Genomic DNA, 18504 nt, shown 5'->3' with positions numbered 1-18504 from the left:
ACGGCATCATGCGCATTTCATTATCACCGCAAGGCAGCATGTCCTTGCTTTCTCAGGTTGAGATAGACCGACTACAGCAGTCCACAAACAGTGCTTTATACAAGCTTTTTAGAAACTGCGTTCTTGCAGTATTGAACGTAGGTAGCCATACCGACAACGCCGACGACATTTTCAATCAACACAATGAATTTGAAGTGAATGTGCTTCGCCGTGAACGAGGCGTAAAGCTTGAGCTTATTAACCCACCGCCAAGCGCCTTTGTCGACGGCGAGTTGATTGTAGGTATTCGCGAGCACGTTGAATCTGTATTGCGTGACATTCTATTCGTAGGTGAACGTTACCCAGAGTCAATGCTCCAAAACTGCGACTCTCGTCACCTAACCCATATTGTGTTCGACATTCTACGCAATGCGAATACGTTGAAACCTATTCATGAACCCGACATGGTTGTGTGCTGGGGTGGCCATTCCATCAACGAAGCAGAATACAAATACTCTAAAGTTGTTGGCTATGAATTGGGCTTGCGTGGATTCAATATTTGCACAGGTTGCGGCCCAGGAGCCATGAAAGGCCCTATGAAAGGCGCAACGATTGGTCATGCAAAACAACGCATGAAAGACGCCCGTTATTTAGGACTTACCGAGCCGGGCATTATTGCCGCAGAGCCGCCAAACCCTATTGTGAACGAACTCGTAATCATGCCAGACATAGAAAAGCGTCTAGAGGCATTCGTACGCTGCGCTCACAGCATTATTGTTTTCCCTGGTGGCGCGGGAACGGCCGAAGAAGTGCTTTATCTTCTCGGCATTATGATGCACCCAAATAACAAGAACCAAGCACTGTCTATTGTGCTTACGGGACCTGAAAGCAGTAAAGATTACTTCGTAATGCTGGACCAGTTTATTCGTGAAACCTTGGGTGAAGAAGCAACCCAGTGGTACACCATTATAATTGAAGATCCTGAAGCGGTAGCTCAGCACTTACAAGCAAGTATGGCGGCGGTGAAACGCTACCGTCGTGAAAGCGGTGACGCGTACTACTTTAACTGGACGTTACACATTGAAGAACAATTCCAGCATCCGTTTGAGCCAACTCATGAGAATGTAGCGAAGCTTGACTTACACCGCGATCGTCCAAAAGATCAATTAGCGGCAGACCTACGCCGTGCATTCTCTGCGATTGTTGCCGGTAACGTGAAAGCGCCAGGAATTGCTGAAATTCGTAAAAATGGTCCGTATGAAATCAACGGCGAACCGTCATTAATGAAGTCACTCGACACACTACTGAAAGCTTTTGTTGAGCAAGACCGAATGAAGTTACCCGGTGGTACAGCTTACGAGCCGTGTTACCGAGTAGTAACCAAGGACTAAGTTCTCAAACGAGGAGTTTGCGGTGTTAAAAGGTTTTTTAATAGCACTTATGGGTTTTGTTGTGTACGCACTTATTGCCGGCAGCGTGCTCACTTTTCACACCGCGAACCCAGAGAATATGACATGGCGTGAGCGTGAAGTATTTAATCGTAAATACATCGGTCGCTTAGCCTTAGGAACTGGGCGCGAAGAAGTACTAAGATTACTAGGTCCGCCAGACATCAGCGAAGGTATTGTGACTGACGACGGGGAGTTATTGGTTCTTTTTTATCGAACTCATCACGTTACTTCAGACGGTGTGACCACGCGTGACGAAACAACGCCGCTTATTTTCCAAACTGATCAACTCGTAGCTTGGGGCGACACAGCTTATCGAGACTACGCCGGTTAAGGTCATTCTATGAAGCCACTTCTCGACCTTCATAACCGCTTACAGTTGGTTTTTGCTGAGTCTAGAGTTGACACTGAAACCCTTGCTGCAATAACCCAACAAACCCTCGAAGTTGCTGACATTAAAGAACTCACATTACTGTCGGCACTGGAAATTTTACAAGCGCAAAACACCTCTAAAGTTTACCCTTTTGTAAGTGCTGAACTACTTCTCGTTTGTTGGACCTGCCATTACCGACAAATGTCCAAACGCTACACATTAAGCTTGTTATCCCAAGTTATTTTAAGCCGTTATAAGGGAGCTTCTGGCAATTTCAGAAGACCGCCAAGCCAAATTATTCGTGTTGCTCAAGTGACAGTAGAAAGTCTATGGAATGGTAGTTCGCTAGGTAGAGCTTTGGCTAAGTTGACTCGATATAAGAACCTTTCTGACGGTTTGGAGCTTGTTTCACAACTTGTGCACTACCAGCTGCAATTCCTAGAATCTGCTCCAGTAAAAAGCGTCAAACCACTACCTAGAAAATTATTAGTGGCTATTCGAAATTGGCCAGATAACGACGAAGTATTCCCTAAAGTCATTCAAGCATTAGAGAGCCATCCAAGTCTTAGCGACCGCCTTCGTGAACAAGCAACCGCGCAAACAGAGCAGACCCACCTGCTAGGCTTGAAACAATCATTATTGTGGCTGGGACCAGAGCGCAGTCGGGAGCTTATCTTGGTTTCTCATTTTGAAACCCATTTAAACTACCCTTATTTTCCATTACGAGAACCGCTATTAGTGCTAAGAACATTCTTGTCTCGTGTATTAGAAAGTTTGCTCCAGCTTGTTAATGTAGATATGCCCTGCCACCCAGATTTGCTCAGCTATTTATGGGTCTATGACTGCTGGTATCACCCCAACTGGACCACACAGGTTCATTGGAAACCATTACCTAAAAGCTCTAGCGCAAGGGTACAACCTACCGACTGGCAAACCATGCCGAAAAAGCCAAACCTTCACCGTGCTATGAAACTTGCTGAATATTGGCGGCTTTCTCCTCGGTTGGTTAACTTCCTTGCTCAACCAGAGCAGCCAACTAATCGTTTAGCCGTGCTTTGCCAACTCAGCGCTATGGCGGCACTTATCATGTACGAAAAAGGCGGCGAGGTTCCTTCAGAATGGCAGCACACATTAAGCGAGTATCTCAGTGCGCTAGGGGTTTCTTGGACCGAGTTCAATGACGTTATTCATACCAGCGCGCACAACTATGGTCTTTACTGCCCGTTCGAGCCTATTCCGCTGTAATTTACCGACATATTTTCTAAATAAATACTACATATACTAAGGTTGTATGCATCAAAGTCGAAAATGACATACAACTTCGTGTAAACTATACGCCCTTTTTATATTCCCAAGCGTTCGTAGTTAAACCTAGAAGGAATCGAGCATGAGCACCACAATCACAGTTATTCCGGGAGACGGAATCGGCCCAGATATTATCGATGCAACAATTAAGATTTTAGACAAAGCAGGATGTGACTTAAATTATGAGTTTGCAGACGCGGGCTTAGTGGCGCTAGATAAACATGGGGAATTACTTCCAGACACGACTTTGAACGCTATCGAACGCAATAAAGTAACATTAAAAGGTCCTCTTACTACACCTGTAGGTGGTGGCTTTACGTCAATTAACGTAACGTTAAGAAAGCAGTTCAACTTGTACGCGAACCTGCGTCCAGTTGTTTCTTTCAAAGGCACACAAGCACGTTACGACAACATCGACATTATTACCATTCGTGAAAATACAGAAGGTATGTATTCAGGTTTGGGTCAAACAACTTCAGCTGACGGTTCTGAAGCTGAAGCCATGAGTAAAGTTACTCGTGCGGGTTGTGAGCGTATCGTTCGTTTTGCATACGAAGTGGCGCGACGTGAGGGCCGTAAGAAAGTTACAGCAGTTCACAAAGCAAATATATTAAAGTCTACTTCAGGCTTGTTCCTTAGCGTTGCCCGTGAAGTCGCAAAAGACTACCCGGATATTCAGTCTGAAGAGATGATCGTCGATGCAACATGCATGAAATTAGTGATGACCCCTGAAAACTTCGACGTTATCGTAACCACCAACTTATTTGGCGATATTATTTCGGACCTTTGTGCAGGTCTTGTAGGTGGTTTAGGTATGGCGCCTGGTGCGAACATCGGTCAAGACTGTGCAATCTTCGAAGCGGTTCATGGTTCTGCACCAGATATCGCCGGGCAAAACTTGGCGAACCCAAGTTCTGTTATTCTAGCTGCTGTACAAATGCTTGAGCATTTAGGTCAGCAAGACAACGCGAAACGCATTCTAAACGCACTTCGCGAAACCATTGAAAGTGGCGACAGAACAACTCGCGACTTAGGTGGCGAACACGGCACAGACGAGTTCACTCAAGCTATTCTAGAGCGCCTTTAAGATTTAAGGCGCTTTCTTAAGTAAACCGTGATTTCTTCACGATCATGGTACAAGTGCCGAGCAGTGAGTTCATAACCACGAACTCCTGCCTCGGCCAACCTTTCCTTAATAGCCTCTAAATACTGTTGAGTAGCCGCATAACGCTGCTTCATGGGTAGCTTCAAATTGAACATGGCATTTTCGCAGTAGCCTTCGATAAACCAGTCAGCCATCAAGTGCGCTACCTTCACCGGCTTCTCCACCATGTCGCACACCAGCCAGTGAACATTTCGTTTTTTCGGTCTGAAAACAAACCCGTCTTCTCGAAAATGTTTAACTTGTCCGGTTTCCATAAGTTGTTCATCAATTGCGCCGTTATCTACTGCACTTACCATCATGCCTTCAGCAACAAGCACGGCTGTCCAACCACCAGGACATGCTCCAAGGTCTACCGCATTCATTCCTGAATGAATGCGCTGTTCATACTCTTCTTTGGGCACCATCACTTTAAAAGCTTCGGCTAGTTTAGCGCCAGAACGACTTGGGCTAAGCTTCGGCGAACGGATACGAGGAATGCCCATAGCATAAGGTGCGTGATTATAACTGTAGGAATAACCGATCATAGCGGCATGGGTGCTTCGAAACAGCACGTGTAACGTAGGACGATTTGTTTTCGGTTCTTCCGTAAGCACACCTTTCGCTCTTAACGCCTTTGTTAAGGCTGGCGTTATTTTTTTACATAGAGGAGAAAGTGCTCTGCCGTCATTCGTGTCAGTCGTTTCTGTCCACAACTGACCACATACTTGAAAGTCTTCAGGCAGCAGCTCCAAAAGCGGAGTGACGCGGTCATCAACCGACAACGTATTCGACTCACCCACACTCACCCACAATTGCCGTGCAAAAACTAATGAATCGATAGATACCTTTCGTCCAATATGGTCGGCTTCTTCGGCCATGCATACGTATAACACCATGCCGGTATTGGGCTGGGTTTTACAGTATCCATAAACTCCTAATTGGCCTGCGCGCTCTTGGATTTCCGCAGCGCACTCACCTTCAAAACCACTACGGCAATATAGCACCACACTACTCATTGAACGCTCTCCCACCACTTCTCTATATTTGACACGATGTTTTCCCAGCTTGTTTTAGCCAGATCATCTATACGTTTCGGTTGTTTCAAATCATGGTTTCCTGCTGGAACCCATGAAATCTCGATATCATTCAAACTTGCATACTGGCTCGCAAACTCTTTTACGGCCTCGACATTCCCAAATGGATCACGCTCTCCTTGCACAATTAAACTCGGCATTTGCAAAGCTTCTATTTCGTTCATTCTATGTTTGTCTTTCTTGCCTGGCGGATGAAAAGGAAAACCAAGACCAATTCGAGCTGCAGCCTCTACTTTTTGCGCACAACGAAAAGCCACACGTGCACCCATAGACTTTCCCATCACCAGCAACGGAGTCTTGGGGTATTCATTTTTTAATTGCTGAGCTGCTGCAATAAAGCTTTCATCTAGCTTTTCAGCTTTATCAGGTGGACGTTTTTTACCGGTTTCCAATACCTTCTGCCAGTACGGAAACACATGAAACACAACGACAAACCCTCTTTCGGTCAAAGCATGCCCTATGGTTTGCATAAACTCACTCTCAGGCCCTGCTCCCGCTCCGTGACCAAATAAAATAATGGCTTTCGGTTCCTTTTGCATATTAAGATTGCTCCGAAGCTGCGCACTCAACTGAAGATAACTCGGCTTCGTCTCGCTCTACTTCACTCAATATCCAGTCACGGAAAGACTCAATCTTCCCTGCATCAGCTTGTGACTCGCGGCACACCAAATAAAAAGCATCATTGGTGGGTAAGGTTTCTGGGAACACTTGCACAAGGTGCCCTGAGTCTATTTCGGGCTTTGCCAATACATTATTCGCTAGCGCTATGCCTTGCCCATGAACTGCTGCTTTCATTGCCAATGCAGAATGGCTAAACACCAACCCATTCAATTTTTTCGGCGTTTCTTCACCGACCATATCAAACCAGTCTCGCCACGCATTTCGTGTCTCGTCGTGAAGCAAAGTGTGGTTAAGTAAGTCACTTGGCTTATTGAGCGGCTTCTCTCCTTTCAACAACAATGGCGAGCACACTGGAATAAGCTGTTCTTTATGCAACCTATTGGCACGAATCCCTTGCCAAGTCCCGCGACCATAGTAAATCGCAATATCGACGTAATCGGTTAAAGAGCCGGTCACTTCGTCTACAGCCTTCAGGCGCACGTCGATGTCTGGGTAAAGCTCATGGAAACGACTTAAGCGAGGTACAAGCCATAAAATGGCAAAACCCGGTGGCACACAAACCGTAAGAGCCCCTTGCTCACTAGCCAACATGATTTTACCGGTAACCTGAGTGAGGTGCTCAAACATCTGGCGTATTTCAAGGTAGTACGCTTGCCCTGCTTCGGTGAGTAGTAAGTTTCTGTTCTTTCGCAGAAACAAATGAATACCCAAATAATCTTCAAGGGTTTTCACTTGATGGCTCACAGCTGCTTGAGTCACAAAAAGCTCCTCCGACGCCTTAGTAAAACTTAAATGGCGGGCGGCAGCTTCAAAAGATTTTAATGAATTGAGCGGTGGTAACTTGCGCATGTAGGCTAGTCGTTTTCCTTTTCAGCTTCGTTCTTTTTCGGCTTTTCCGTTAATGTGCCCACACATAGTCGGCATTCACCTTCTGGGGGAGCACTACTTTCTACATAACGCACACGATGAGACGCCCGACTGCGGTTAGTCGAGACCTGAAACACAGTTTCTCGTTGCTTGGTCATAGGCTGCCTCCTCTACATGCGCCAAGTATAACACGCATCGGCTTCAACGTACGCTAAGAAACGCGACGATAACCGCCCCGCAGCCCATTTTTTGAAAATACCCATTGCCATAACTGAATGTCTCGCGCACGAAAAGCGCCCGCACAGGAGAGCAAATAGTAACGCCACATGCGCTCAAAGGTATTACCCAACTCGTCCTTAAATTGTGGCCAGTTTTCAGCAAAGTTGTCGTGCCAGGCCATCAATGTTTTATCGTAATCAGCACCGAAGTTATGTACATCTTCGACTACAAAGTGAGTTTCACTCGCCTTAGTAATTTGCTCCATCGAAGGAAGTTCACCATTAGGGAATATATATCGGTCTATCCAAGGGTCCGGTGTCGTACCTGTTAAGTTCTTACCAATCGTGTGTAAAAGCATTAAACCGTCTTCTTCTAAGCATTTTTCTGCGACCTCAAAGAAAGACTCATAGTTTTTTCCGCCCACGTGTTCAAACATGCCCACACTAACTATACGGTCAAATGTTTCGTCCACTTCTCTGTAATCTTGTAAACGGAAATCCATATCTAAATCTTGATAACGCTCTTTTGCCCACGCTACTTGCTCTTTAGAAATAGTGACGCCAACACACTTTACGTCGTAATGCTTAGTGGCATAGCTCATAAAGCTACCCCAGCCACATCCTATATCGAGCACTCGCATACCAGGTTTAAGCTTCATCTTCTGGCAAATCAGCTCCAGTTTATGCTCTTGCGCTTGTTCAAGTGTTTCGGCTTCTTGCCAGTAACCGCAGGTATAGGTCATCCTTGAATCAAGCATTGCCTCGTAAAACTCATTACTCAGATCGTAATGTTCTTTACCTACTTGCCATGCTCTTTTTGGAGTTTGCCTGTTCACTAATCGGGACCGAATGAAATGACCAATAAGGCCCATGGGGCTAATTTTGCTACCTAGTTTTGCAGACAACACACGGAAGAAAAACTCGTCCAGTTGGTCACACTCCCACCAACCTTCCATATAACTTTCACCTAAACCTAAGTTAGCTTGCGCCATCACTCGGTCGTATACACGCTTGTCGTGCACTTGAATATCCCAAGGGTTTGAGCCGTTTACCTCAATACCCGCAATATCCAGCAGTCGTTTCACAATGTCTTCGGATTTACTTTTAAACATAAAGTCTCCGCACCATGTTCTACTTATAGGTCAACATATAATCTAAATGGACACTTTCTAACGATGAAGCTTTAACCACAATTAACGCAGGTTGCTTCGTAAACATATACATACAGTAAGGCTTTTCTACACCTTCCATGCATTGTCATAAAACGGTCACAGTTCTTGCAAATAAACACGCTAAAATCGAGCCATAACAAACGGTAAGAGTGCTTCATGAAGTTTTACCCAAAAGAATTAAGTTGGCTGTCGTTTAACGAGCGCGTTCTGCAAGAAGTTGGACTATCGGTGAATTCAAGCGGTTTACAAAAGCATTCAGGCTACATACTGCGGCATGCTGACATGCCAGGCTTTAGCAAAGAAGAGTAATTCTTTGTTTCTGCACTTGCAGGAAACCATCGAAGGAAAATAAAGCTGGAGCAATGGCCTGACTTTCATTTACATGAACAACAAACTCTTTATCGCTGCTTGTCGCTACTGCGTTTAGCCGTGTTGTTTAATACCGATCGGCAGCCGTCACAATTGCTTCTTAAAACCACGGTTCAAAAGAATACTTTATTGCTTACGCTTACGCCTCAAGGTAGGCAAAATCCGATGCTTTGCCTAGACCTAGATTCTGAGATTAAGCGGCAAGCCAAGTTGGGTATTTCACTTCGTTATGAATAATCTTATTGAAGACTTAATGGCGGTGTTTCTTCCCCACCAATTACCATAACAACAACGCCATAATGAACACCGTTTTCCTCAACGTAGCGCAATACCCCGCCCTTACTGAAGCTGTTCAAACTCTCATTTCTAATCATGCCATCTAATGCAAGATTAACTTCCTCGCGTGTTTGCCCGGAAAACATCACACCACAGACACTTCCAGAGCACCTCAAAGCCTCTTGGCTCGTACCTTCATAATCATTAATTGCAGTACTAAGTTGTTGCTCAACCTCATAAGACAAATTGGTCTTATCACTCAAATAATCGAGATTGGTGATCGCGTAGTGATATTCCATTGCATTGAAATGATCTAAGTGGGAAGTATCAAACAATAAAGCTTCATCGCTAGACGTTAGAAATGACGCTAGTGACACGTCTGAACTTACTTCAGGGGATTCGAACTGCTCTTGAATAATCATGTTACTCGTTTCATTAGATACGTCATTATCAACGACCAGAGAAGCCGTTGAAGGCCCAGAATTTCGAGTATTACGCTCCTGCACTCTTTCCGCTACACGCTCCGTTAGTTCTGCTGTTTTATCGGACTGGGAGGCTTTATGACCAAACCAAAAGGCAATCCCAGCGATACATAAGATAAATAAAAAGTTTTTCATAAGTATTCCCTTACTTTTATGCAAGTATCGGGAGGTACAATAGCGTGAAAATCATTAAATTCACAACATAATTTATAACAATTCGTTTACAGTTGAGCTTGGACTATTTAGACTAGTTGCTTTAAATAGGAACAGAATAAAAGGACGTTTCATGCTCTCCAATAAGGTTATTTATAAAGCCATTCTTGCTTCAACGATCGCATTGCTGTTGAGCAGCTGCGCGAGTACACATGAATACGCAGAAACAAACGACTTTACATTACAATCGCCCCGCTATGGTACTTCAGTTGCAACCGTAGGGAACTTTATATATGTCATCAGTGGCGGACATACCGACGGCCTTTTTTATAGAAATATCGAACGAATTGACACCGAATCTAAAACAGTAACGAACATGCCTGTTTTAATAAAACCAAGAACCTACAGTTCTGCTATTTGGGACGGACAAAGCTCAATTTACGTATTTGGTGGCTGGGGCTATCGGGGTAGGTCTGTCTCAGAACCACAGATTGACATTATTGATACAAGAAACGGACAACTAAAACAATTAACAATGGAAGTCCCGCGTGAAAACACAGGTGCGGCGATTTTAGATGGTAAGATTTACATTGTCGGAGGTACAGTTCGTCAATTTGACGAAAATGGAGAAAACGAACAATTTCAATCGTTAGGGTTAGTTACTGTTTATGATTTCGAAAACGAAACATTGAGCCGTGTTGCCGACCTTCCTGATGCGCGCCAAACTAAAGTTTTTACATACCAAAATAGAGTCTGCGCTGTGGGTGGCTATAGCCAGCATCAAGACCGCGTGTTCTCAAGATTTGATTGCTATAACCCCGAAAATGACACTTGGGAACCGATGCCAGAGATGCCCGTGGCAACTAGTGCGCACTCCGTAGCGATTCACCAAGACACACTTTACGTTTTCGGAAGTTACTCCGTATTAGACCAAGTGCTGGAGTTTAACTTCAACACTATGCAATGGTCCTATTCTGATCTGCCCTATCAACCCAGACGTCATAGTTCTGCGGCAGTTGTGGGTGATGAAATCTATGTGATTGGCGGCGTATACGAGGCGAATAATGGCGACTACGAAACCTTGGATACCATTCAGGTGTTTAACGTTGGTGAGTAAAATTAGCTACCAAGGTTTGTAAAAATACCCACAGCAAGCTCAGCCCAAATATAAAGCGTTAAGGCTAGCACCAAAACACCTACCAGTATGCGGTGTTTAGCCTGCGTTTTACGAGCGATAAGCACAAATGAAGACCCAGAAACGAACAATAGCCCACCCATAATAATGAAATCGCTTAAACTCCAATTCACTTCAGGTGTAAGTTGCATAGCAATAAAAGGAACAAGCAACAACAAACAAGTTGCCACAGCAATCCAAACAAACACCCGATTGTTCATTAACAAATGGCTACTCATTGTTTTCACACCTTTTAATCGTTAGGCCTTAAGGGAGGATTAGTTTAGCTCTCCCCTTTACCAAAATGCTAGATATTTGTTTCAAGGTTCGCCACAACAGCTCCCTCGTAAAAAACTTGCACACGATCTGGGGTGATTAAAAGTTCTGCTTCGTAGGCCGAAGACATCGACCAAACTTCTTTAACAAACCGAAAACCTAATGGGGTATCAATCTCTTTTTGCAGCAATAAACCAAAATCACAGGTTGCCCCACAATTAGTCTGATACAAACGAAAAGTATGGAGTTCATTTGAAGCCACATCGATGACTTTATAACGGTTACTGTTAGGGGTCGAGTACATTGCTAACACCAATGAAACCGGCAAATCCCGCGACTGCAAAGCCAGGGCCAAGCAGTAATAAAAGACCTATAGTAACCCCAGGGAGCTTTATGAGATCAGACTTAAACGTCATTGCACTGGCCACCAATAGCGCTGGAACGCCAATACATAAAGCGGCAAATGATAAATTATTAAGTGGTGAGTAGTTAAAACGAAACTGATACGAATCGCCAAAGAGAACCCAAAACGCTGCTGCGAGTCCAACAAGAAATGAAACTCTTAACGCTTTTTTCATGTGAATATCCTTATTCCATGTACTTAATCAATACCATGAGTCGACCTAGTGTTTATCCGGTTCTCAGAATCTTCTAACGCCCTAATTTGAGCTAATTCGTCTTCTGTGAGTGCTTTGTATCCTCTTGGATAAGGCCAGCCATAGCCCCAGCGAAACCGTGTAGGCAAGTACGGAGTTCCACCAACTCGGACGCCTCCTAGCATAAGAGCCGCAATTTCCGGCTCTCCTACTTGGGCTACGCAACTCTCAAGCTCCTCGTCTGCAGCGACTCGTTGGTCATACGTACCGCCTTTCCAGTAGGTATAGTCATGACCTCTGCAGCACGACAACCAAAGTTCGTTCTGCTCGAACGTGCCGTCTGGAAACGCACTACAACCGTCAGAAGTAAACGGTCGAATTTCGGCAGCCCATGTGGAAAATGAGCATAGTGAGAATAAAATAATCCAGTATTTCAACACTCATCGCTCCTTTCACTTGGCTGCCAAAATCATATTAAACCATTGGTTTGGTACCTTTACCACTGCGACCTGAGCGTTGCCATAAGCTAGTAATTCGTGCAGAACGAACAATTAACCACGTCAGGCCAAACAGTCCGATAGCTAAAACTAGCGCTAACCAACGGTTGTATGTGGTCGCAGAGTAAACCCCGCCATTCCCTACCGGCACAATTTCAGGAGGCATAAGGGGTAAACCATGCCGTTCAGCCATATTTTTAATGCCTATGAAATGAATGCCCGGAATGTCTTCTTTCAAAAAGTAACCCATTACAGTTTCTACCGCGAAAGCACGTGCTGGGGCGTCCTTTTGTAAGCCAGAACGAAACATATCATCGATTCCCGGGGGCCCGACTACCGTGGCACCACCACCAACGTTTATGTAAGCCGCATAATTTCTCTCTGCGGAGTATTCACGGAAAATAGCAATACGGTCAGCAACCGCTTCTTGGTAATTTGCAGGGTCAATAAATTCAACATTCGCTCTGCTTATTGAGTTCCTGATCGACTGCAAGCCTTCCTCAGCAATTCCAATACCACGATCTTCAATACCGCCAATTGATGAGTATTCAGCGTGTAGCGACATTACGCCAGCTTCGCGAAGTTCACGCTCCATGTCTAACCAAAGGAAATTTGGAACATTCGCGCCCCACTGAGAAGAGGATGCGGAAGCCACAATAACTGCGTCTGCTTCCATTGCCTCCAGAGCCGAATACACCGCTAGGTTCAACGCTGGAAAAGAGCCTGATACCGTTACCGCAACCAAATCACCAGATTGCACTCCTGCGTCTGCCAACAATTTCACGGCAACAGCCGCCCAGTTTGGGTTCACCGTGGTTTGCTTGGCTTCCCGACCACCTTGATTCGTGGTTACCACGCTGTTTTCCAGACCGATTAAGCCCGAACGCTGGGGATCAAACTCTGGATTAATCGGTGCAATTTGAGCTCGGAGTGGCCGCAAAACTTCCATGCCGTCACGCATGATTTTCGCCGCATTCACCATAGTGGCGTAATTCTCTTCCACAACGGGGTCGCGTTGCTTCATGTTTTCCGCGGCTACCATCACAATAACAGCCACAATAATAAGGAAAATAAGTCCCCAGGTTGGTACACCTGAAGAGCGCCAATAAATTTTAGTAAAACTACTCATTCAAGGGTCTCCTGTTACCAACCGGGCATTTGAAAGGCGCGGCTTGCTTCATACATTTGTAGCGACTCAGGCATAATGACAATTAACGCCAACCTTACCAAAACTGCTGTAACAGCAAGGCCACATAAGGTTTGCAATACACCTTGGCGTTCGAACCAAATAGCGATGAGCCCCGGAATAATGTAACCAATAATACTGCTTTCCATTACGGTCATCATGAACGTCGAGTCTAGTGTGCCCACACGAGCTTGGGTGCCGTCGCTGCCCGCGACCATTTGCAAGTCGGTCCAATTTACCAAGTTACCAATAAACAAATCGAACAAGCCTGCGATTAAATAGCCAGTTAAAATCATAATAATGGTTTGCCGACGACCATAAATAATGGCAAAGCTCGCAATCACTTTAACAATCAAATAAGTCATCAATGCCGCCAACAAAGTAATGCCTAAACTTAGTGGATCAGTAAGTTGCAGAGCCACATAACCAGGCACGACAAGACCACCAGCCGCTAACCCTAAAGTGTGCGTAAGTAACAATGTAAAGAACAAGCCGATACCAATGGCTACAGCCAATATATTAAGCGCTATCATAAATCTTCCTCTTTAACGGCACGGTTCTGGAAGAAACGCGCGACCTCTTCACCGCCACCATGAATATTGCACATACCAATCACCAAACCATGACCTGCCGACTCTTCTAAAATAGTTTCGGTAATGTCGGTCATGTCGCCGCCCTCAAGAACCAGCAGCTTTTCTGGATCAATTCCGTGTTTTACAGCGCTACGCACAAATACAAAACAACCTGATCCCATAAGAATCACCTTGTCTGCTTTAGTCCACTTCCCAGCTTCTTCAGCCATTTGCTGAGAACGGTGTGGCCTGTCCGCACGACAATTAATAAGCATGATTTTTTTTCGCCCTTTACCAAACTTGTCCACCATGTTTTCCCAAATCTTGCCGGTAGACTCTGGGTCGTTCGCTGCAAAGCCATTCACAAACACAATTTCACGTTTGAAATAACTCACATGAAGAACTTGCATAGCCCCAGGCTCAGGCTCAAGTTTTGTCATGCCTTTCAAAGCTTTGTCTCGTTCTACACCCAAGTGCTCACAAACATTCAAAGCCAAAGCCACATTTTCTTTGTGCTCGGCATAACGAAACAAGCTCATGGTATCGTCTGAAATAGCCTCTACTTCTTCTAAAGTAACACCATGAAGTTGCGACTGACGGTCTTTGCAAGAATGTTCAAAGGTAGGTAGTAAGTCTCTTTCAGCCGTGAATAAATTACCCTTCACTGGCGTACTTCCCGCCAACGCTAGTGCTACGTCTTCTTCTTTTGGCCCCATTACATCTAAATGATCGGGGCGCGCGTTGGTAATCACACCAACATTTGAACGCACCATACGCAGCTCGCTTAAAGACTGGTATTGCGGTTGAAGCGCCATACACTCCATCACCACAATATCGGGCTTTAACTTCGACATCCGTTTTAGTGTGCGCATTTGCTCAATAATGTTAGCGCCACTAATTCGATAAATAGGAAACTCACGGCCATTGGGGTCGGTAATCGCAGCAGCAGAACCAGTAGTTTTCGCACACACACGCTTACCCCCTGAACGCAATCCGGCAGCAATTAAACGCGTTACACTGGTTTTACCCCGTGTACCATTCACATGAACTCGTACAGGAACACGGCTAACCAACCAACGATGCTTCAATGCCTCCAAAGCACCAGCAAATACGAGAGCTATCCACAACCCCGCAACAATAGCGAGCAAAACAGGTATATCCATAATCGCTCCCTTTTCATACACACATAAGTAATCCCTCTTTTACCGAAGCAGGAGAGAAAAAACCAATAAATAGAGGCGCCTTTACACTTTTATAACGCACGCCACTAAAGGCATAGAGGTATTTTGAAACTGTACTGAAAGGTAAGTTATGAGAAGTTTAACGGGGAAGTTTTTCGAATGAAGGAAGTTTGGTTTGATCTATATCCCAACACGGTTTACTAGAAGTGAAAATATGTGCTGTAGGTTCCAAAGGCACTTTTGAATCTAAGCACCCCGCGGGCACGACAAGCAAACCTTCTATTTCAGTGTTAGGTAATGCAGAACCACATAGATTACAAAAACTTTTACTATGGCGTGTACCTGGAAGCGTGAAAGTACTTATTGCATCCTGCCCAACTAACCATTTCAGCTGAGCTGACTGCGAGAATAAATTCGCGGCATGAGCACTGCCAGTATCTTTTTGACAGTGCTGGCAATGGCACAAATAAAAGCTGTCGAACTCACCTTTGACTTCGAACTTTACAGTGCCGCATAAACAAGAGCCAATGTGTTGTTTCATTTATTGCTTACTCCTATTAAGCAGCGGAGAGATCGAGTTTTTGAACCTTTTCTAAACTTAAACTCTTTTCAGCATGCCATAAGTCATACGCATCTTGCATTGCTAGCCAACTCTCTGGGCTCCTACCTAATGCTTTAGAAAGACGCAAAGCCATTTCTGGGCTAACGCCACTTTGCCCCTTTAAAACTCGATTTAACGTAGAAGGCGAAATATCCAATTTACCCGCGAGATAACGACAACTTAATCCATAAGGTTGCATGTACGTTTCAATAATAAATTCGCCCGGATGGGCTGGGTTAAACATCACAGACATTAGTGATAGTCCTCATATTCAAGCAGATACGCATGGCCGTCACGAAACTCAAAAGTTAACCGCCAGTTTCCACTGACCGTGATTGACCAAACTCCCTTCCGGTTCCCTTTTAATAAATGGAGCTTGTACCCTGGAATGTTAAGATCTGAAACTTCCATCGCAGTATTCAAAGCTGTTAATTGCATACGTAACCTCGTAGCATGGTTCGCTTGAATCCCGCGAGTACTTCCGGTTTCGAAGTAAAGCTTCAATCCTTTGTGCTTGAAAGTTTTAATCATGGAGCTCAGTGTAGCGCAACGCGCAACACTGTCAAGTGACTTCCACTAGTGGTCGGCTTCGTTAAAAGATTTAGTCAGGTAGGTTAAGTTGAAATAATTCACAGAATAAAAACTGAAAACTTTTGGGTTTGGCTTGACTTTGCGCTTTTCTAAACGCTTGTATATTCATATTTCCAACTCTTTTTTGTGGCTTCCTTTTATTTCTCCATGGTACTGACTCTATACAATATCAGGAGATAGAAATCGCACGGTATAACCTAGAAGCGCTAATTATCTTAGGGTTTTTCTTCAGTACAACAATATGGACGAGCAGTATTGCGTTTCTTGCTTTAAACGGGAGATTAAACATTCAGAAATCGAGAGTGTCGCAGTGTTTTGCCTTTATCAACGGATTGGCAACAGGTATTTTAGTTATTGTGGCAGTCTCTGTAAGCATAATAAGCCTTTTGTATTCTGCAATGCTCCAGCTATGAACGTGACTTTAGTCCGAGGGTTATCTTTTAATTTCATTCAGCAATCCTTCATGGCTCATTGTCGGTTCAGCAACGCGTTCTTCAAACGCTGCTAGATCTTGCTGATCTTCAGACAACGCAGCGCGAACAGCGTCATTGACGATCTCAGATAGTGAACGATGGGTATGCGCAGCCTTTAAGCGCCGCGTGTAGTTGAGGGTCAAAATATACTGTAGAACGTTTCGATGTATCGCTCATAATATTCTCCAAGTGCTAGGACATTTTGGCGTTATAGCACTACGGCATCAATTTCTATAATAGAAGTTTAAGTCAGCTATAATCTCCTACACAACGCACTAAGCATCGGAACTCCAACGTAAGTGACTTTACAGCTTGAAATAGATCTTCTTAGAATATGAACTCCCCAACAGCATAATTTGCTTGCTCTGCTTGCAACGCGGAAACATCGCAGGTTGCTTCTAAGTACACAATTTTATTTTCGATGGCTGTTGAACGATTGTAAGAATAATTACATTTGGTGATGAAGTCTCCATCTGAACTGAAGACATCAAATGCAGTCCTGGGAATATAAGATAGTTCATCAGAATGACTTTGCACCGACGCGGTGATTCGTAACTGGTTTTCTAATTTGTAGATATTCAATACTTCGATATCATAGTTTATTATCCATTTTTCATTTAGCTGCTCGAGCATGTCAGCTCTATAAAATTCTTCCGCTATCTCCGACACCTTTCTTTCACCAAAAACCATGTATAGAGCAAAAACGAGCAGTGAGGCCACAATAAAGCCACCACCCCAGAAGAAACCAAAGCCAAATTTCTTAAAATACTCATGCATCGTTTGAAAACACCTTTGAATTGTATAGCCTTATACTGGGTTGATATTAAGATTTAGTAACTTAACTGAGTTTTAGCTGAAAGTCCTGTGTTTTGGTTCTGGGTTAGTACAGCGGTGTGAACAAAAAACGTGTGAGTAGGGTTTGTCTTATAATGTGGTTCAGAGGTTGGTCGTTCTGAATGTAGCTCATAAACACTGCTGTCCATTGCGTCCTCTTGTAATCGCTAGATATTGTCCAATATTCTTCGGTTTGCATTGCTGACGCACGAAACTCGCTCTAGCGAACCATCGGTTCTTAATACTTGGCTTCCATCGCGAGAGTTTATTAATAAATCACCATTGGACAATTTCAAACTAGTTTCAGGAGCACCAATTAAACCAAACAATGTTGTTATTTGAGGCTCGCCATCTAAAAAGGTAACGAGATAAAGCGTACCTCTGTCACTGCCCATATGCCTTAAACCAGCAGTTACCACGTAACCAAAGTCAAACTTGTAGATGTCTTCCACATTCATATCTTGGATAAGTTCAACTACTCCAGAATTGTTCACAAAAACCAGCTCGCCGCCGAACTCACCTTGTGAATCCCCAGCTAAGTGTCCGAATGGCGTTTGATAAGTTACTGCCGCTGGTACATGATGAATTGTTAAATGATTTTCTAGACCAAAATACTTTTCTTGATAATATTCCATCGAATAAACGATAGGCGCACCAATTTCGTTAGCTAACAATTCGTTACTAGCTAACTTTATTTTTCTTTCATTCTCACCAAACTGTTTAAAGAAGTTAAATAATTCAGCGTCAGACACTTCTCTACGTTCCACTCTAGCCCTAACTGTGTCGCGGAAATACTGTTTATTTGGTTCCAGTTCTAATGCCACTTCTTCAACGAACTCAGGGCATTCCATTTGAGCAATAGGCTCTGGAGGTGCAGAGAGTAAAGAACTAAGTAAGAGGCTGAATATATACATCATAATTTCCTAGATAACGCCGTGCTCTGCGGAAATTTAGGAGCGAAGCGACTAAATTTTCCGTAGCAGCATCTTGTTATGAGTTTTAGTTTTTATAAGTGCTATTAC

The 18504-nt window shown here is 44.2% G+C and carries 24 protein-coding genes and 1 pseudogene; 6 read left to right on the top strand and 19 right to left on the bottom strand.

Going from position 1 to position 18504, the window contains the following annotated elements; all coding sequences use genetic code 11:
* Nucleotides 1–8 precede the first annotated feature (8 nt).
* From ppnN to DQX04_RS00900, 4 genes are all read left to right on the top strand, one after another.
* The gene (gene ppnN / locus DQX04_RS00915) at nt 9–1370 is read left to right on the top strand and encodes a nucleotide 5'-monophosphate nucleosidase PpnN (protein ID WP_111913921.1); all 1362 of its coding nucleotides are present in this window, start codon (nt 9–11) and stop codon (nt 1368–1370) included.
* A 22-nt stretch (nt 1371–1392) separates the two neighbouring features.
* On the top strand, nt 1393–1761 hold the full coding sequence (locus DQX04_RS00910; protein WP_207916214.1) for a DUF3192 domain-containing protein: 369 nt from the start codon (nt 1393–1395) through the stop codon (nt 1759–1761).
* A gap of 9 nt (nt 1762–1770) precedes the next feature.
* Nucleotides 1771–3045, top strand: a complete 1275-nt coding sequence (locus DQX04_RS00905) for a hypothetical protein (RefSeq protein ID WP_111913920.1) — start codon at nt 1771–1773, stop codon at nt 3043–3045.
* Between the two features lie 142 nt (nt 3046–3187).
* Nucleotides 3188–4192, top strand: a complete 1005-nt coding sequence (locus tag DQX04_RS00900; RefSeq protein ID WP_111913919.1) for an isocitrate dehydrogenase — start codon at nt 3188–3190, stop codon at nt 4190–4192.
* On the opposite strand, the gene rlmM is transcribed toward DQX04_RS00900, so the two are convergent.
* The 5 genes from rlmM to cfa are packed head-to-tail and all read right to left on the bottom strand — an operon-like array spanning nt 4189 to nt 8161.
* Nucleotides 4189–5265 carry a 23S rRNA (cytidine(2498)-2'-O)-methyltransferase RlmM gene (rlmM, locus tag DQX04_RS00895; RefSeq protein ID WP_111913918.1) on the bottom strand — a complete coding sequence of 359 codons (1077 nt, stop codon included), beginning with the start codon at nt 5263–5265 and terminating at the stop codon, nt 4189–4191. The genes DQX04_RS00900 and rlmM overlap by 4 nt on opposite strands.
* Nucleotides 5262–5882: an alpha/beta family hydrolase gene (locus tag DQX04_RS00890; RefSeq protein ID WP_111913917.1), complete on the bottom strand. Its 621-nt coding sequence runs from the start codon at nt 5880–5882 to the stop codon at nt 5262–5264. The genes rlmM and DQX04_RS00890 overlap by 4 nt, the downstream gene beginning before the upstream one ends.
* 1 nt (nt 5883) lies before the next feature.
* Entirely contained in the window at nt 5884–6813 is a 930-nt protein-coding gene (locus DQX04_RS00885) for a transcriptional regulator GcvA (protein WP_111913916.1), read from the bottom strand.
* 5 nt (nt 6814–6818) lie between these two features.
* Nucleotides 6819–6989 carry a hypothetical protein gene (locus DQX04_RS12445; RefSeq protein ID WP_165831908.1) on the bottom strand — a complete coding sequence of 57 codons (171 nt, stop codon included), beginning with the start codon at nt 6987–6989 and terminating at the stop codon, nt 6819–6821.
* Between the two features lie 53 nt (nt 6990–7042).
* Nucleotides 7043–8161 carry a cyclopropane fatty acyl phospholipid synthase gene (gene cfa / locus DQX04_RS00880; RefSeq protein ID WP_111913915.1) on the bottom strand — a complete coding sequence of 373 codons (1119 nt, stop codon included), beginning with the start codon at nt 8159–8161 and terminating at the stop codon, nt 7043–7045.
* Nucleotides 8162–8377: 216 nt separating this feature from the next.
* Between cfa and DQX04_RS12590 the strand changes: the two are divergent.
* Nucleotides 8378–8827 (top strand): annotated as a pseudogene (locus tag DQX04_RS12590) (hypothetical protein).
* Nucleotides 8828–8829: 2 nt separating this feature from the next.
* On the opposite strand, the gene DQX04_RS00870 reads toward DQX04_RS12590, so the two are convergent.
* On the bottom strand, nt 8830–9483 hold the full coding sequence (locus DQX04_RS00870) for a hypothetical protein (protein WP_111913913.1): 654 nt from the start codon (nt 9481–9483) through the stop codon (nt 8830–8832).
* Between the two features lie 151 nt (nt 9484–9634).
* Here DQX04_RS00870 and DQX04_RS00865 point away from each other — a divergent pair, with 151 nt between their 5' ends.
* Nucleotides 9635–10618 carry a kelch repeat-containing protein gene (locus tag DQX04_RS00865; protein WP_111913912.1) on the top strand — a complete coding sequence of 328 codons (984 nt, stop codon included), beginning with the start codon at nt 9635–9637 and terminating at the stop codon, nt 10616–10618.
* Between the two features lie 2 nt (nt 10619–10620).
* On the opposite strand, the gene DQX04_RS00860 is transcribed toward DQX04_RS00865, so the two are convergent.
* The 13 genes from DQX04_RS00860 to DQX04_RS00800 all read right to left on the bottom strand — a co-directional run bounded on the left by DQX04_RS00860 (nt 10621) and on the right by DQX04_RS00800 (nt 18396).
* Nucleotides 10621–10914: a hypothetical protein gene (locus tag DQX04_RS00860; RefSeq protein WP_207801067.1), complete on the bottom strand. Its 294-nt coding sequence runs from the start codon at nt 10912–10914 to the stop codon at nt 10621–10623.
* Nucleotides 10915–10982: 68 nt separating this feature from the next.
* The gene (locus tag DQX04_RS00855) at nt 10983–11255 is read right to left on the bottom strand and encodes a hypothetical protein (protein ID WP_111913911.1); all 273 of its coding nucleotides are present in this window, start codon (nt 11253–11255) and stop codon (nt 10983–10985) included.
* Nucleotides 11239–11529: a hypothetical protein gene (locus DQX04_RS00850; protein ID WP_111913910.1), complete on the bottom strand. Its 291-nt coding sequence runs from the start codon at nt 11527–11529 to the stop codon at nt 11239–11241. Before DQX04_RS00850 ends, DQX04_RS00855 begins: the two co-directional genes overlap by 17 nt.
* 23 nt (nt 11530–11552) lie before the next feature.
* Nucleotides 11553–11987: an FAD-binding oxidoreductase gene (locus DQX04_RS00845; protein ID WP_111913909.1), complete on the bottom strand. Its 435-nt coding sequence runs from the start codon at nt 11985–11987 to the stop codon at nt 11553–11555.
* Between the two features lie 34 nt (nt 11988–12021).
* Complete coding sequence (gene pgsW / locus DQX04_RS00840; protein WP_111913908.1) at nt 12022–13173, bottom strand: poly-gamma-glutamate system protein; 1152 nt, start codon at nt 13171–13173, stop codon at nt 12022–12024.
* Nucleotides 13174–13187: 14 nt separating this feature from the next.
* Nucleotides 13188–13763 (bottom strand): poly-gamma-glutamate biosynthesis protein PgsC, encoded by a 576-nt coding sequence (gene pgsC / locus DQX04_RS00835; RefSeq protein WP_111913907.1) that lies wholly within the window; start codon nt 13761–13763, stop codon nt 13188–13190.
* Entirely contained in the window at nt 13760–14965 is a 1206-nt protein-coding gene (pgsB, locus tag DQX04_RS00830; RefSeq protein ID WP_111913906.1) for a poly-gamma-glutamate synthase PgsB, read from the bottom strand. Before pgsB ends, pgsC begins: the two co-directional genes overlap by 4 nt.
* 157 nt (nt 14966–15122) lie before the next feature.
* Complete coding sequence (locus DQX04_RS00825) at nt 15123–15524, bottom strand: GFA family protein (protein ID WP_111913905.1); 402 nt, start codon at nt 15522–15524, stop codon at nt 15123–15125.
* 16 nt (nt 15525–15540) lie between these two features.
* The gene (locus DQX04_RS00820) at nt 15541–15837 is read right to left on the bottom strand and encodes a HigA family addiction module antitoxin (RefSeq protein ID WP_111913904.1); all 297 of its coding nucleotides are present in this window, start codon (nt 15835–15837) and stop codon (nt 15541–15543) included.
* Entirely contained in the window at nt 15837–16115 is a 279-nt protein-coding gene (locus tag DQX04_RS00815; protein WP_111913903.1) for a type II toxin-antitoxin system RelE/ParE family toxin, read from the bottom strand. Before DQX04_RS00815 ends, DQX04_RS00820 begins: the two co-directional genes overlap by 1 nt.
* A gap of 493 nt (nt 16116–16608) precedes the next feature.
* Nucleotides 16609–16791, bottom strand: a complete 183-nt coding sequence (locus DQX04_RS00810; RefSeq protein ID WP_207916215.1) for a hypothetical protein — start codon at nt 16789–16791, stop codon at nt 16609–16611.
* Between the two features lie 184 nt (nt 16792–16975).
* Complete coding sequence (locus DQX04_RS00805) at nt 16976–17425, bottom strand: hypothetical protein (protein ID WP_111913902.1); 450 nt, start codon at nt 17423–17425, stop codon at nt 16976–16978.
* A 224-nt stretch (nt 17426–17649) separates the two neighbouring features.
* Nucleotides 17650–18396 (bottom strand): hypothetical protein, encoded by a 747-nt coding sequence (locus tag DQX04_RS00800; protein WP_111913901.1) that lies wholly within the window; start codon nt 18394–18396, stop codon nt 17650–17652.
* Nucleotides 18397–18504: the final 108 nt, after the last annotated feature.

It is taken from the genome of Aliidiomarina sp. B3213 (genome assembly GCF_003290085.1).
Classification (GTDB): domain Bacteria; phylum Pseudomonadota; class Gammaproteobacteria; order Enterobacterales; family Alteromonadaceae; genus Aliidiomarina.
This window is presented reverse-complemented; position numbering and strand designations above follow the sequence as displayed.

Coding starts and splice junctions, on each gene's coding strand:
- cfa (WP_111913915.1), bottom strand. CDS start 8,161: ATGTTTAAAAGTAAATCCGAAGACATTGTGAAACGACTGCTGGATATT.
- rlmM (WP_111913918.1), bottom strand. CDS start 5,265: ATGAGTAGTGTGGTGCTATATTGCCGTAGTGGTTTTGAAGGTGAGTGC.
- DQX04_RS12445 (WP_165831908.1), bottom strand. CDS start 6,989: ATGACCAAGCAACGAGAAACTGTGTTTCAGGTCTCGACTAACCGCAGT.
- DQX04_RS00885 (WP_111913916.1), bottom strand. CDS start 6,813: ATGCGCAAGTTACCACCGCTCAATTCATTAAAATCTTTTGAAGCTGCC.
- DQX04_RS00800 (WP_111913901.1), bottom strand. CDS start 18,396: ATGTATATATTCAGCCTCTTACTTAGTTCTTTACTCTCTGCACCTCCA.
- DQX04_RS00855 (WP_111913911.1), bottom strand. CDS start 11,255: ATGTACTCGACCCCTAACAGTAACCGTTATAAAGTCATCGATGTGGCT.
- DQX04_RS00900 (WP_111913919.1), top strand. CDS start 3,188: ATGAGCACCACAATCACAGTTATTCCGGGAGACGGAATCGGCCCAGAT.
- ppnN (WP_111913921.1), top strand. CDS start 9: ATGCGCATTTCATTATCACCGCAAGGCAGCATGTCCTTGCTTTCTCAG.
- DQX04_RS00820 (WP_111913904.1), bottom strand. CDS start 15,837: ATGTCTGTGATGTTTAACCCAGCCCATCCGGGCGAATTTATTATTGAA.
- pgsW (WP_111913908.1), bottom strand. CDS start 13,173: ATGAGTAGTTTTACTAAAATTTATTGGCGCTCTTCAGGTGTACCAACC.
- pgsB (WP_111913906.1), bottom strand. CDS start 14,965: ATGGATATACCTGTTTTGCTCGCTATTGTTGCGGGGTTGTGGATAGCT.
- DQX04_RS00815 (WP_111913903.1), bottom strand. CDS start 16,115: ATGATTAAAACTTTCAAGCACAAAGGATTGAAGCTTTACTTCGAAACC.
- DQX04_RS00860 (WP_207801067.1), bottom strand. CDS start 10,914: ATGAGTAGCCATTTGTTAATGAACAATCGGGTGTTTGTTTGGATTGCT.
- pgsC (WP_111913907.1), bottom strand. CDS start 13,763: ATGATAGCGCTTAATATATTGGCTGTAGCCATTGGTATCGGCTTGTTC.
- DQX04_RS00850 (WP_111913910.1), bottom strand. CDS start 11,529: ATGAAAAAAGCGTTAAGAGTTTCATTTCTTGTTGGACTCGCAGCAGCG.
- DQX04_RS00825 (WP_111913905.1), bottom strand. CDS start 15,524: ATGAAACAACACATTGGCTCTTGTTTATGCGGCACTGTAAAGTTCGAA.
- DQX04_RS00805 (WP_111913902.1), bottom strand. CDS start 17,425: ATGCATGAGTATTTTAAGAAATTTGGCTTTGGTTTCTTCTGGGGTGGT.
- DQX04_RS00905 (WP_111913920.1), top strand. CDS start 1,771: ATGAAGCCACTTCTCGACCTTCATAACCGCTTACAGTTGGTTTTTGCT.
- DQX04_RS00890 (WP_111913917.1), bottom strand. CDS start 5,882: ATGCAAAAGGAACCGAAAGCCATTATTTTATTTGGTCACGGAGCGGGA.
- DQX04_RS00865 (WP_111913912.1), top strand. CDS start 9,635: ATGCTCTCCAATAAGGTTATTTATAAAGCCATTCTTGCTTCAACGATC.
- DQX04_RS00870 (WP_111913913.1), bottom strand. CDS start 9,483: ATGAAAAACTTTTTATTTATCTTATGTATCGCTGGGATTGCCTTTTGG.